The organism is Cupriavidus sp. C3SS-1 (genome assembly GCF_057073755.1).
The window spans coordinates 541,464-555,021 of record NZ_CP172700.1; the positions used below are offsets into that span (position 1 = coordinate 541,464).

A 13,558-nucleotide genomic window follows, 5' to 3' on the forward strand; every position below is an offset into this window, starting at 1 on the left:
CGTTACAGAGCTTACGGAAAACGGCACAGCAGCGTCGTCAGAGTTAAATTGCTGGCGTCAGCTCCGCGCTTCCCGGCTCGCCAGCGTAGTACACGATATGCCGTTGCAATAACGAAAGCATCGTCTCTGCCGCTGGCGTTAGCGGCAACCCTCGCCGCCGCACAAGGACGATGTCTACAGCAGGTAGCTTTTCATCAATCAGGATCTCGGTGAGCACGCCTCGTGTCAGCGCGGCCTCGACCCATTGCCGGGGCTGCACTGCGAGCATGTCGGTGGAAGCCAGTAGTGACCAGGTAGCAGTGCCGTAGTCGCATTGCACCACGCGTTGCGGCACGTCAAGACCATGCGACTGGAAGAACTGATCGTGGTCGGTCGCCATCATCCCCGTGGCGCTAGATACCAACCATTGCGCATCAAGCAAATCGCGCAACCTACGCATCTTGCGTAGGGGATGGCCTTGCCGGCAGACAATTGTGCGCCTGTTGTGCATCAGAAAGTCAATGCTGTAGTCGTCCCCGAGCGGAACCGAAGGGCGCGGCCCGATGGCAAAGTCCAGGGCGCCGGCGCGGAGTTCCGGAAGCATCGTGCCGGGCTGCGCTGGGGTGATTCGTACTGCCGCATCGGGAAACTTTGCACTGAAAGCCTTGATTGCGTCTGGCAGCACGGAAAGCGCCACTGCTGCCGAGACAGCCATGCTGACGCTCCCGCCGGTCCCGCTTGATAGCTGCCGTACTTCTCCTTGCCCCCTTTTCAACTCATTGAGTGCCGCCTGCGCACGAGGAAGAAAAGCCTTTCCTGCTGACGTCAGTGTTGCCCCGCGTGCGTTCCGCTCAAACAGCGGAGCCCCTAGTTCCGTCTCGAGTTGCTGAATGCTCTTTGAGAGCGACGGTTGCGCCAGTTCCAGCATGCGCGCGGCCGCCCGGAGGCTGCCCGTCTGGGCTACGGCGACGAAATCGCGAAGATTGTGCAGCTTCATCGAAGCTTCCTTGGGGATCTAGTGATAGCCACCGGCTATCTCCGGCGCAATTTTGCCATCTTTCGAGGAGACCGGGGCCGGCTTACCTTTCGTTCCGTAGCGCGAAGACATATCGCGAAACGACAACCACTCACCCGAGACAGCCTCCATCATGCGCCTTGCTTCCTTCCTGGCCGGCAACCGGCCGGCATATGGTGTCGTCACCGATGACGGCATCATTGATCTCTCCGCGCGCCTCGGCGATCGCTATCCTGACCTGAAGGCATTGCTCGGCGCGCCAACGGAGCAGGTACGTGCTGCGGTCGCCGCGGGAGGTCGCCCTGACTTCAAAACCGACGATGTCGTTTTTCTGCCCACGATTCCCAACCCGGGCAAGATTCTGTGCGTTGGTCTCAACTATCACGCCCACTTGGCGGAGACCGGAAAGGCCGAAACGGCCCATCCTCCCATTTTCCTTCGCGTAGCCGATTCGCAGCAGGGGCACGGGCAACCGCTGCTGGTGCCGCCCGAGTCGCACAAGTTCGACTTTGAGGGCGAAGTCGCCGTAATCATCGGCCAACCTGGCCGCCGCATCCGGCAGGCGGACGCTTGGGACCACATCGCCGGCTATGCCTGCTACAACGACGGTTCGGTGCGCGACTGGCAGATCCATACGCCGCAGTGGGCGCCGGGCAAGAATTTCTACCGCACGGGCGGATTCGGCCCGTGGATGGTCACAGCCGACGAGATTGCGCCCGGCACCGTGATGACGCTGACGACGCGGCTGAACGGCGAAGAAGTCCAGCGCACCACGACCGACCTGCTGATCTTCAGCATCCCGCAATTGATTGCGTATCTCTCCACGGTCATGCCACTGGAGACAGGTGATGTGATTGTCTCGGGCACGCCGGGCGGAGTGGGGGCCAAGCGCACCCCTCCTCTTTGGATGAAGGCGGGAGACGTGGTCGAGGTCGAAGTCGATCGCATCGGCGTGCTGCGCAATACGGTGGCCAGCGACTCCGCCGTGTGATGCGCGGCTGCCCGGCGACAATCCAGGACTTCCCGTTATGATCAATCTCGAAGACATCGCCCACGTGGCGTACTACGCCGCGGACCTCGCTACGATGTCGGCTTTTTTCGCCGACTTCGGGCTCGTGCCGCTTTCGCAAAGCAGCGACGCGTTATACATGAAAGGCTGCGGCGCACAGCCATACGCGCATGTCACGCTGGCCGCCGGCGATGACCAGTCCGGCATGGCCTATGTTGCCTTTGAGGTCGCCTCGGCCGACGAACTCCGCCGGGCAGTTGCGATTCCAGGCGCAAGCGAAATCGAGGAAGTAGGCGGCCCCTGCGCAGGCCTGCGCGTGCGGCTCCGCGATCCTGATGGCTTCGCGGTCCACCTTCTGTACTGGAAGCGCAACGCAGCGACTTCCAATGTCAACGCCCAATCGCTTGCAAGTGTGACCAAGGCCAACTCGCCGGTCACGAAATCGCGGCTCGGCGCAACATTGCGTCCGCCGCGGGGCCCCGCTCCGGTCTTCCGGCTCGGGCACGTTTTGCTCCATGTGAGCGACATCGCAGCAACCGACGCCTGGTACACGCGGCATCTCGGTCTGCGGCTCTCAGATGGTCTGACCGAGCCTGGCGGCGACCGTATGGTGGCCGGATTCTACCGGCTGTCCAAGGCAGACCAGTACGTCGATCACCATGCCATCGGCTTTGTCGAAGCTCCGGCCCCCATGGCCGGAACGGCACATCACGCCTCGTTTGAGGTGGAATCGTTCGACGCGATCAGTGCAGGCCATCACTGGCTGGGCAGCCGGGGTTGGAAGCCACGCTGGGGCGTAGGGCGTCACGTACTGGGTAGCCAGGTGTTCGACTACTGGCACGACCCCGCCGGCAACGTCGTCGAGCACTACGCCGACGGTGACGTCTTTAACGAGAGCACGCCTGCCGCCTTCTATCCGAACAGCATTGAGATGCTGGCGAGCTGGGCGCCGCCCTATCCAGGGACGGCGGCTACGACGAGCGCTCAGGGCAAAGCCGACTGAGACGAGCGAAGCAACTCAACGGCGCCCTCCGGCGGCGCCAGTCAACAGGATGGAAATCATGCAGATGAAGGATGAGCGCGTCGCCGCGTGCGACGTCGATGTCCTGATCGTCGGCGCCGGACCGGTGGGTCTGGCAGCGGCAATCGAACTCAGCCAGCGCGGTGCGACGGTGCGGATCGTCGAAGCTAATGCCCGCGTGGGCAATGCCCCCCGGGCAAAAACCACCAACGTCCGCACCTGCGAACACCTTCGGCGCTGGGGCCTGATCGACGCGTTTCGGGCCAAGGCACCCTTCGGCGTTGATTATCCTTCGACCGTCTGTTTCGCGACCCGGCTTGCCGGCCAGCCGATCACCGTCTTCGAGAACGCCTTCTATTGCAGGCCCGGGCAGAATCCGCTTTACGCGGAGCATGCACAGTGGATTCCGCAATACAAGCTGGAGGAGGTGCTGCAGGACCACGTGCTCGCTCAGCCCGGTGTCAGGTTGTCGTTTGACACGCGGCTGGAAGCGTTTACGCAAGACATAGACGTCGTGACTGCCGTGCTCGACGGTGACAGCGGCGCAGAGTCCGTTCGCGCTCGATACCTGATCGGCGCCGACGGCGCACGCAGCACCGTGCGGCGCCTTCTAGGGATCCACATGGAAGGCTCGGGCGGACTGTCGCGGAACAGGATGATCGTCTTTCGCCAGCCCGGCCTGGATGCGATGCACGGACTACCCAAAGCAGTGATGTACTGGCTCGTCAATGCCGACTCGCCCGCGGTTATGGGCCCGCTCGATACCGGCGACCGCTGGTACATCGGCGGCCCGGTCTCAGCACTGACTGAAGATCCGGTGCGCTTCATCCGTGGTGCCACCGGGCTCAACATCTCGCCGGAGATTCTGTCGGTCGACGACTGGGAAGCGCACCAGTTGCTGGCGGAACGGTACCGCGACGGGCGCGTGCTGCTGGCCGGCGATGCCTGCCACCTTCATCCGCCCTATGGCGGCTATGGCATGAACCTCGGCATCGGCGATGCCGTGGATCTCGGCTGGAAGCTCGCTGCGACACTGCAGGGCTGGGGCGGCACTGGCTTGCTGGACAGCTATGAGCGTGAACGGCGCCCGGTGCACCGCCGAGTGATCGATGAAGCCGTGCTCAATCACGCCACCCGTACCACCAACCTGTGCGTACCGGACATCGAAGCCGACGGCCCGGCCGGCGATGCCGCACGTGACGCCGTGGCCGCGCAGGTCCGCACCGCCAAGGCGCGGGAGTTTGACTCGCTGGGTGTTGTGCTTGGTTATCGCTACACGGAGTCGCCGCTGATCGACTACGGCACTGAGGCTGGGACGGATTGCCACCCGAGCGCCTTTATGCCGTCCGCTAGTCCCGGTTGTCGCGCGCCACATGCATGGCTGGCCGACGATACCGGCAGCGGCACGTCACTCTACGACACCTTCGCCGGCGGTTTCACGCTGCTGGTGCTCGACGACAGCGCCGAAGGCGTCGGTGCGCTGGAAGCTGCCGCAGTCCGGCTTGGATGCCCGCTGACGATCGTGAGGCTCAACAACGAACGTGTCAGAGCACTCTATGGCGCCCGCTACGCACTGATCCGCCCCGACCAGCATGTCGCGTGGCGTGCGGACGTGTTACCGCCAGAGCCCGAAGCACTGCTCCGGCAGGTCACCGGGCACGGCTGACCGCAGCCGCCGCAATAGCGGTTTCAAGTCTGCAAGGGCAGCCGTAAGCCTGCACAGTCAGGCCGGCTCCCCCTCGCAGCACAACACATCACAACAACGGATGTCCTTGTCGACATCCCGACAACAAGGAGGAGACATTGAAACACAAGCAGCCCCCACAAGACATCTTCAGCTATTCCCGCAAAGCGGTGATGGTGCTTTGCCTGGCAGCGGCCGGCACGGCGCACGCGGAGAACAGTGTCACCATCTACGGCATCCTTGATAACGGCATAGAGTTCATCAACGGCCAGCCTAACGGCTCGCACAGCGTAGCCCGCATGACCAGTGGCGGACAGGCTGGATCGCGTTGGGGCTTCCGGGGCAACGAGGATCTCGGAGGCGGCAACTCCGCCTTCTTCGTGCTGGAGTCGGGCCTGAGCATGGACAGTGGCTCGTTGCAGCAGGGTGGTCGGTTGTTTGGACGGCTGGCCTACACAGGCATCGAGACGCCTTACGGACTCGTATCCCTCGGTCGCCATCGAAATGCCATCTTCGATGTGGCGATCCCGTTCGATCCGATGGTCTACAACCTGTATTCGGTGTTCGGGCAGGACACCCAGATGGGCGGCCGCGTTGACAATGCAGTCCGCTACAGCAAGGAAATCGGTCCGCTTGCGTTCTCGGCCCAATACAGCTTCGGCTATGACTCGACAATCGCAAACGGCAGCGAAGTGCCGGGCAACCTGAAGGTCGGGCAAGAATGGGGCGCGAACCTGCAGTACACCGCAGGCCCGTTCGGTGCAATGCTGGCGTATGACGAGCGCCACGGCACGTCCATCGCTACGCAGGACAATACCGAACGTCGCACAGTGGTAGCGGCCACCTACGAGGTTGGCGCCGTCAAGGGCTTCCTTGGCATAAGGAACCTGCGAGCCAAGACGGGTCCTAGCACCGCGATTGCCGATATCTACTGGGCGGGCTTGAAGTACAGCTTCACGCCGGCTTTCAGCCTGAGCGGCGCGGTGTACCAGAACGACCAGAAGGGCAACGGCAAGGACGCGACCACATTTGCGTTGTCCGCGCTCTACAACTTTTCGAAGCGATCGCTCGTTTACCTCAACGCGGGCTATGTCAAAAATCGCGAGGGCTCCACGGTCGGCCTTGCCGCGCCCAACAGCGTGACGCCGGGCGAAAGCCAGACCGGCATCGTGGCCGGCGTCCTGCATCGATTCTAAGGAGACAACATGATCGGACATATTCGAGCCCTGACTGCCCTGGTGCTAGCGGCCGTGTCGCTCTCAGCCGGGGCTGCGGCGTGGCCCGACCATCCGGTTCGCATGGTCGTGCCCAGCGCGGCCGGCAGCCCGCCCGACGTGATGGCGCGATTGATTGCCCAGCGTCTCGGCACGCGCTGGAACGGCCAGGTGATCGTCGACAACAAGCCCGGCGCTGGCGGCATCATCGGCATGAACGGCCTCAGGCATGCGCCGGCGGACGGCTACACCTTCATTCTGACCCACGCGGCAACTGTCGCCGTGACGCCGCTGGTCAATGCCAGCGCCCGCTACGATATGGACACCGACTTCGCGCCGGTGGCAATGGTAGCGATGGGCCCGCTCGTGATCGTTGCTGACAAGCGGCATGGCGCGGACTCATTGCCGTCGTTCATCGCGCACGCAAAGCAGGTCGGTGGCACGGTCAACGTCGGCGTAAACGGCCAGTATTCGCTACCACATCTCGCGGCCGAGTCCTTCCGTCGCAGCACCGGCCTGGACCTGAATATCGTCTCCTTCAGCAGTAGCGGCACGGCGCTGACGGCGGTGATGAACGGTGACGTCCAAGTGCTCTTCGATGGCATTCCCGGTGTCGAGGGCATGCTCAAGGGCGGACGCATCAAGGCGCTCGCGGTCACGTCGAAAACTCGCGTGCCCCTGGCCCCGGGCGTGCCGACACTGGCGGAGACGCTGCCGGGCCAGGAAGTGAACGGCTGGTTCGTAATACTGGCGCGCAAAGGGACGCCGGCGGACATCGTCGAGCGCGTCAACCGTGACCTCAATGCAGTCGTCGGCGACAAGACGGTGATCGAGCAGATGGCCAGCGTGGGCGTGCAGCCACGTCCGATGTCGGTCGCCGAAGTCGGCCAGTTTATCCAGGCCGAACGTACGCGCTGGTCGAACGTGCTGGCCGGCATGAACATCCGGAAGCAGCCATGAGGCTCAGGATTTCCGATATCCGGCAGGAGACGGCGTCGATCCGAGCGTTCGAACTGGTCGACGCATCCGGGTCGGACCTGCCGCCGTTCACCGCCGGGGCGCATGTGGATGTTCTGACCCCGGCCGGCCTGAACCGTCAGTACTCGCTCTGCAACCACCCGGATGAACGCCACCGCTACGTGATCGGCGTGCTCGACGCCCCGGATTCCCGTGGCGGGTCACGCTCCTTGCACGCGCACGCGAAAGTGGGCGACGACCTGGAGGTTTCGGTGCCCCGCAACCACTTCGCGCTGGATCCGTCCGCCGCGTCGAGCCTGCTGCTGGCGGGTGGCATCGGCATTACGCCAGTGCTCGGCATGGCGGAGCACCTGTCGCGGGCGGGTGCGTCGTTTGCACTGCACTACTGCGTGCGAACGGAAGCGGCCGCCGCGTTCCGTGAACGGCTGACGCATGCCGACCTGGCCGGGTTGGTATCGATCCACGCCGACGACGGTGCTCCGGCGCAGCGGTTGTCGCTGGATGCAATGCTGTCATCGGCCGACGCCGGCACGCACTTGTATGTATGTGGGCCCGCGGGACTGATAGACGCGGCGTTTGCCGCGGCGCGCCGGAACGGATGGCCGGAGTCGCGCCTGCATCGCGAATACTTCGGTGCGGCGCCCGACGTGCGCCCGGGCGATGCGGCTTTCGATATCGAACTGCACCGGTCTGGCGTGCGGATTCGCGTCGAGGCCGGCCAGTCAGCCCTGGACGCGCTTACGGCCGCCGGTATCGACGTGCCGCATTCCTGCGAGCAAGGCGTATGTGGGACCTGTCTGACGCGGGTGCGGTCCGGTACACCAGATCACCGCGACGCGTTTCTCGGCGACGACGAGCGCGCGGGCAACGACTGCTTCCTGCCGTGCTGCTCGCGCTCGTGTTCGCCGCTACTTGTACTCGACCTGTAAAACCCCGCGCAAGGTTATTTCGCATTGAACTGGGAGACAGCTATGTTTGTGATGAATGCTTGGTATATGGGCGCATGGGACGATGAGGTCAAAGTCGGCGAGATGCTGCAACGCCGGCTACTGGATCGGCCGGTCGTGTTTTATCGCTTGCGCGACGGAACGATCGCCGCGCTGGAAGATCGGTGCTGCCACCGGGCGCTGCCGCTGTCGCACGGTTGCGTGGTCGACGACCAGGTACAGTGCGGCTACCACGGCCTGACCTTCGACCGCCATGGCAGTTGCGTGAAGGTGCCGGGTCAGACCCGCATTCCTTCTGCGGCGAGGGTTGCGAGCTACCCCGTCATCGAGCAGGACCATATCGTCTGGATCTGGCTCGGCGATCCGGTCCAGGCCGACCCGGCTGCGGTGCCGCGCCACGCGATCCACGACGATCCGGCCTGGAGTTGGGTTAAGGATCGCTACCTCGTCAAGGCGAACTATCAACTGATCACCGACAACCTGATGGACCTGACGCACGTCGGCTACGTCCATACCCGCACCATTGGAGGCACGCCGCAGGCGCACTCCGACGCCGAGACAAAGACGACGCGGCTGGATAACGGCGTGCGCGTCACGCGCTGGATGATGGATTCGCTGCCGCCGCCCTCGTACCTCGCCGCCCATACCTTTGGCACGCCGACGGTCGACCGCTGGATGGAGATCGATTTCATCCCACCGGCCGTGGTCCGTATCCATACCGGCGCAGTAGACACGGGAACGGGCGCGCGCGAGGGCAACCGCAGCGGCGGCATCGCGTTCATGGGGCTGAACCTGCAGACACCGGAAACGGCCACGACAACCCACTACTTCTGGTCCGGGGCGCGCACCTGTGGGCCGGACCGGCACGAGGAGACAAAGGCGTCGCTGATGCGCAGCCTCCCAATCACATTCGGCGAGGACAAGGTGGTAGTCGAGGCGCAGCAGATATCGATGGACGCCAGTCCGGATGGCCCTCTTGTGATGATCGCCTCCGATGCAGGCCTCGTTCACGCTCGGCGGATCGTCTCCGACATGCTGGCGCGCGAAGCCGTCGCGCCCACGCAGACCGGTGCGCCCCGGCAGAGCCTTCAAGCACAAATCTGACAGGAGTTTGGCCTTGACCACACTACCACAGAGCTGGGTCGAATCCGCCAATACCGGCCTGACCGATTTCCCGCTACAGAATCTCCCCTTTGGCGTGTTCTGCACGGCCGATCGGAACGCCCGTGCTGGCGTTGCGATCGGCGACCAGATCGTTGATCTCCAGGAGCTTGCCGCAGTTGGTCTGCTTCCGGAGGCGATGCAAGAGGTATTCGCGACAAAAACACTTAATACATTTATCTCGCTAGGCCAGCCCGCCTGGCGCGATGTGCGCCAACGCCTGACTGATTGGCTTGCGAAAGACGCCGACGCGCACGCCGCACCGGCGCTTCGCGAACGCGCGCTGGTGCCCATGGCGCAAGCCCGGCTACTCCTACCGCTGGAGGTGACTGGATACACCGACTTCTTCTCGTCGCGCTACCATGCCGAAAACTGCGGCAGGCTGTTCCGTGAGCCGGAGCACGCCCTGCCGCCCAACTGGCTCGAGCTACCCATTGGCTATAACGGCCGCGCTAGCACGATCGTGGTCAGCGGCACGCCGGTGCGCCGACCCAGCGGTCAGAGGCGCCAGCCGGGCGAGCCGCGACCGGTGTTCGGGTTGTCCGGCAAGCTAGACTTCGAACTCGAAATGGCCTTCGTCGTAGGCAAGCCGAGTGCCATGGGCGAGCCGATCCCGATAGCACAAGCGACTGACCACCTCTTCGGTATGGTGCTGCTCAACGACTGGAGCGCGCGCGACTTCCAGCAGTGGGAATCGGCGCCGCTCGGTCCGTTCAACAGCAAGTCGTTCTGCACATCAATCTCGCCATGGATCGTGACCATGGATGCGCTGGCTCCGTTCCGTTGCGCCCATCCGATGCAGCAACCAAATCCGCTGGACTATCTCCGCCAAGACGAAGACGGCGCCTATTCGATCGAACTGGAGGCGTCGATCCATCCAGCAGGCGGGAAGGCCCGGTTTCCGATTACCCGCACAAATTTTCGGACGATGTATTGGACCATGGCGCAGCAACTTGCGCACCACACCGTATCGGGATGCAATGTGCGCGTTGGCGACCTGATGGGCTCGGGGACGCTCAGCGGCGCGACACGCGATTCGCTTGGCTGCCTGCTCGAGATCACGAAGAACGGCAAGGAAGCTCTGACCCTGCAGGACGGAAGCACACGTAACTTCCTGCTTGATGGCGACGAGGTGTCGATACGCGGATGGTGTCAAGGAAATGGCTACCGTGTCGGATTCGGTGAAGTGAGCGGGGAGGTTCGGGAGCGAAATTGAATGAACAGATTGACAGATTCTCCGGCCGAGAACTTTATTAAAGGTCATCTTGATTGGCGTCTGATAGACCCAAGCCGCGCACGTAACGTGGCGGCGCCGCAGAGTAAGCATTCCACTTATATCTTGATAGGCCTTCTCGCGTAACTGTCCGAGATTGGACTGGTCTCGGCCATTGATTGGTTGAACGGGGATGACTGGAGCTGGCCGGGTGCGGCCCGACGCCAATTACAACCGTTCGTACCTCCTGGACTGGCCCGCGTAGGGCAGAAGACGACCCTGAACCGCCTTTTGAAGCTCGAGACGCCGTAACGACCACTTCCGATGTACAACCGCCGCTCGCCTCGCCGAGTTGGCTGAGAATGATTGGATTGGAAAGGGCGGATAACGCCATCCAGCGCGCAAGTTCATCCAACCGGCAGACGAGCCCGCTTGGAGCATTCGGTCGCCCCCAATTGCGGTAGAGTGGGCAACCTTGCCACGCGGAAAACCCATGAGACCCCTGTTTGAAGCCAGCTTGCTGCGCCAGTTGCTCGCTATCAGCCTCGCCGCAGCAATTTCGTTGCCGGCACTGGCGCAGGAAATCTACAACGACCTCGCGTCCAGGCCGGCCGGAAAGATCTATTTCAACAGCGTCACCCCGAAGAGCAAATGGGAGCTGGTCCATCGCAAGTACGACCCGAAGCCGACGACCATCTGGGGCACGCTGTATCTGCCCGAGGGTGTCCAGGGCAGGGTTCCAGCCATGGTGATCTCCCACGGGTCGGCGGGCGTACAGGACAAGGACACCGACCGCTGGGTACGCGTATTCAACCAGATGGGAGTGGCTGCGTTCGTGGTCGATTCGTTTGGCGGGCGCGGGATTGCCAACACCATGAATGACCAGTCGCAACTGAGCCCTGCCGCCAACGACGCCGATGCACTATTTGCCCTGAAACTGCTGAGTACGGATCCGCGTATCGATCCGCAACGAATCGGGCAGATCGGATTTTCGCGCGGCGGGCACGTGGCGATGGATTTGGTGCTCGAATCGTTCCGTAAGGGTGTCATTGACGACGATGCACGGTTCGTCGCATTGATCGGTTTCTACCCCTCATGCACCCAACTGTGGTGGGAGGTCCCGCCACCCTCGTTGAGTGGCGCACCCTTGATGTTGGCTGTGGGCGAGAAGGATGACTACACGCCAGCGCAGCCGTGCTTCAGTGCCGCGGACACCATGAAGCGAGATGGACAGCCGGTAGCAGTGCACGTCTACCCCGGGGCTTATCACGATTTCGACAATACGCGCGTCTACTTCAAGTATTTCCCCAGTGCCACGACGCTCCGGGATTGCCCCCAGATTCTCCTTGACGCTCGGCACGACAGGTATTACCGCCTGCCGGGCGGTGAGAAATACCCCAGCTTCCAGGCGATGGACGCCGAATACAGGCGCTGCGTTAGCCGAGGCGTCTCCGCCGGCGCCAGTCCCGAGCAGGGAAAAAAGTCAGAAGCCGACGTGATAGCGTTTTTGACCCGGGCAATGCGGTTGTAGCGATGGTGCGCTGAGTCCGTGGCAGCGGCTGGTTCGCTGGCGGCTGACCGGCCGAGAGAGAAGCCCGTTACACCATCATTTCGCCGACGCCGCCAGATTCGGAAAGACCTAGGTACCCTCGGTGGGAAACACTCCTTCGCCACTGCAACCCGAAACGGAAACGTCGTTGGAACCGCGCTAAACGCGGCGGGACAGCCAAGGGCATTCCTTTGGAATGCGACAACAGCGCAAATCTTAGATCTCGGCACGCTTGGCGGAAACGCAGCCTCGCCGGCCGCGATAAGCACAAACGGTGAAGTGGTTGATGGGACAGCTCAGAACGGCAGCGGCCAGTGGAGAGCAGTAGTATGGTCATCGGGCAGCGTGATTGATCTCCATACCAAACTTCAGAATCCTCCCGCAGGACTTGTACTCAATGCGGTGGTTGCTCTATCTGATAATGGCGCAATCGTAGCTGCAAGTAATCAGGGTCTGATGCTGCTGCGGCCCCAGCCATAGCGGAACGTCAAGGCGCGACAACAGGACCAGGCAACGTGCCTATCGCGGTCGAAGCCTGGTAGTCACAGCCACACGGCTAAGGCAACTAACCGAGGCAGCGATCGCTGCCTCCAGCATGAGCTGGTCACGCACGAATCTATCCAGTTTCATCGCGCTGACCTTCATCAAATCCATTCCATTGGTACCGCCAGCGAACGGCCGCGGGCGGGTGCCGACGTCTTCGCCCAGCGCAATATCAGCCATGGCGGCGATCGCCTCGGGTCGGAATCACCCGGACATAACAAAATGGCGTTCGCGAAACCGCGTCGCACTGTCTGGCTACGATCCTGGGCTGATTCGGATTTTGTCTAACGCTGAGCCTCGACAGTAAGCAATGGAGAAACGACGGCTTTGTACTCGGAAGCCGTCATTGGGATCGATACGTCGGAAGTAATTAGTGCGAACTTTTCCGCTGCTTCTTGGCCCGATCTGCACGGTTTTCCTTACCAGCCGTTGTCTCGCTCTTTGCCTTCTTTCCGCTCTTCGAATTCTTACCCGACGCCGAAGCACGATCGCTGGACTTTTTGCCCGTCTTCTTGTCTTCGGATTTCTTCTCCGCCTTCTTGTCCTTCTTCCTAGTGTCGTCGCTCGCTGTCCCCTTGTCCTTCTTCATGATGGTCTCCTGTGAAAGGTGTTCAGCGTGAGAAAGGCCCACGCTCGTCATGACATTGCAAGAGTTATGCCAAGTCGTTTCACATCGCAAAGTTCACGAGAACACTGGAGGGCCAGCCACGGCGAGTCTGTTCTCGAAAGGTCAATGAGGAAAAATTGCCGTGTAAAGTCGCACCTACGCATTTGCGGCTCTCGCCAATTGCGCTTCGACCGCTTCCACGCTTGCGGTCTCCGCGGCAGCGGTTGTCATCGTTTCGCTTCGGATCGCACGCTTGCCTTCGCCGCCATCCATCCTGTGCGACTCAAGCATTACTTCCCTCTCACTTGCCGATAATGCTGTGCATGGCAGCCGCCTTTCACGACGTCCCCGATCGCGACTGCCATCCATGGCCGCGGTCGGCCAAACAAATGGTACTTCGGATCTGGACGCTTCCGATCTCGGCGACTTCGGCAACACCTCATGGGAAAGCTAGGGCGGTTTGATGGCTGGCCCCCGCTGCTTCTTATGAGCGTCCGGAAGAATCCTCCCACGCGCGAAGGACCGCTTCTAAAGTGGAATTGCCGTGTGAGTGCCTCGACAGCGCATGGGACGAGAGTCTCCTGATCGCCGGACCCGGCCGTCGATCAGCCGACGGGGCCGACATAATCGGCAGCAGC

General features: G+C 62.3%; 12 protein-coding genes. 10 read left to right on the forward strand and 2 right to left on the reverse strand.

Going from position 1 to position 13,558, the window contains the following annotated elements:
* Positions 1-43: 43 nt before the first annotated feature.
* Positions 44-976 (reverse strand): LysR substrate-binding domain-containing protein, encoded by a 933-nt coding sequence (locus tag ACIGJC_RS18505; protein WP_483713546.1) that lies wholly within the window; start codon positions 974-976, stop codon positions 44-46.
* A 151-nt stretch (positions 977-1,127) separates the two neighbouring features.
* Here ACIGJC_RS18505 and ACIGJC_RS18510 point away from each other — a divergent pair, with 151 nt between their 5' ends.
* From ACIGJC_RS18510 to ACIGJC_RS18555, 10 genes are all read left to right on the forward strand, one after another.
* Entirely contained in the window at positions 1,128-1,985 is an 858-nt protein-coding gene (locus tag ACIGJC_RS18510) for a fumarylacetoacetate hydrolase family protein (protein WP_483713547.1), read from the forward strand.
* A gap of 37 nt (positions 1,986-2,022) precedes the next feature.
* Entirely contained in the window at positions 2,023-3,006 is a 984-nt protein-coding gene (locus ACIGJC_RS18515) for a VOC family protein (protein ID WP_483713548.1), read from the forward strand.
* 58 nt (positions 3,007-3,064) lie between these two features.
* Entirely contained in the window at positions 3,065-4,690 is a 1,626-nt protein-coding gene (locus ACIGJC_RS18520) for an FAD-dependent oxidoreductase (RefSeq protein WP_483713549.1), read from the forward strand.
* A gap of 137 nt (positions 4,691-4,827) precedes the next feature.
* Positions 4,828-5,904 carry a porin gene (locus tag ACIGJC_RS18525; protein ID WP_483713550.1) on the forward strand — a complete coding sequence of 359 codons (1,077 nt, stop codon included), beginning with the start codon at positions 4,828-4,830 and terminating at the stop codon, positions 5,902-5,904.
* Between the two features lie 9 nt (positions 5,905-5,913).
* Positions 5,914-6,882, forward strand: coding sequence for a Bug family tripartite tricarboxylate transporter substrate binding protein (locus ACIGJC_RS18530; protein WP_483713551.1), 969 nt, complete (start codon positions 5,914-5,916; stop codon positions 6,880-6,882).
* On the forward strand, positions 6,879-7,829 hold the full coding sequence (locus tag ACIGJC_RS18535; protein WP_483713552.1) for a PDR/VanB family oxidoreductase: 951 nt from the start codon (positions 6,879-6,881) through the stop codon (positions 7,827-7,829). The genes ACIGJC_RS18530 and ACIGJC_RS18535 overlap by 4 nt, the downstream gene beginning before the upstream one ends.
* Before the next feature lie 42 nt (positions 7,830-7,871).
* Positions 7,872-8,951 (forward strand): Rieske 2Fe-2S domain-containing protein, encoded by a 1,080-nt coding sequence (locus tag ACIGJC_RS18540; protein WP_483713553.1) that lies wholly within the window; start codon positions 7,872-7,874, stop codon positions 8,949-8,951.
* A gap of 13 nt (positions 8,952-8,964) precedes the next feature.
* Complete coding sequence (fahA, locus tag ACIGJC_RS18545) at positions 8,965-10,224, forward strand: fumarylacetoacetase (RefSeq protein ID WP_483713554.1); 1,260 nt, start codon at positions 8,965-8,967, stop codon at positions 10,222-10,224.
* Positions 10,225-10,714: 490 nt separating this feature from the next.
* On the forward strand, positions 10,715-11,752 hold the full coding sequence (locus ACIGJC_RS18550; protein WP_483713556.1) for a dienelactone hydrolase family protein: 1,038 nt from the start codon (positions 10,715-10,717) through the stop codon (positions 11,750-11,752).
* 18 nt (positions 11,753-11,770) lie between these two features.
* Positions 11,771-12,250 (forward strand): hypothetical protein, encoded by a 480-nt coding sequence (locus tag ACIGJC_RS18555; protein WP_483713557.1) that lies wholly within the window; start codon positions 11,771-11,773, stop codon positions 12,248-12,250.
* A 433-nt stretch (positions 12,251-12,683) separates the two neighbouring features.
* Here the strand turns inward: ACIGJC_RS18555 and ACIGJC_RS18560 are convergent, their stop codons facing one another.
* Entirely contained in the window at positions 12,684-12,902 is a 219-nt protein-coding gene (locus ACIGJC_RS18560; protein ID WP_483713558.1) for a hypothetical protein, read from the reverse strand.
* Positions 12,903-13,558 lie beyond the last annotated feature (656 nt).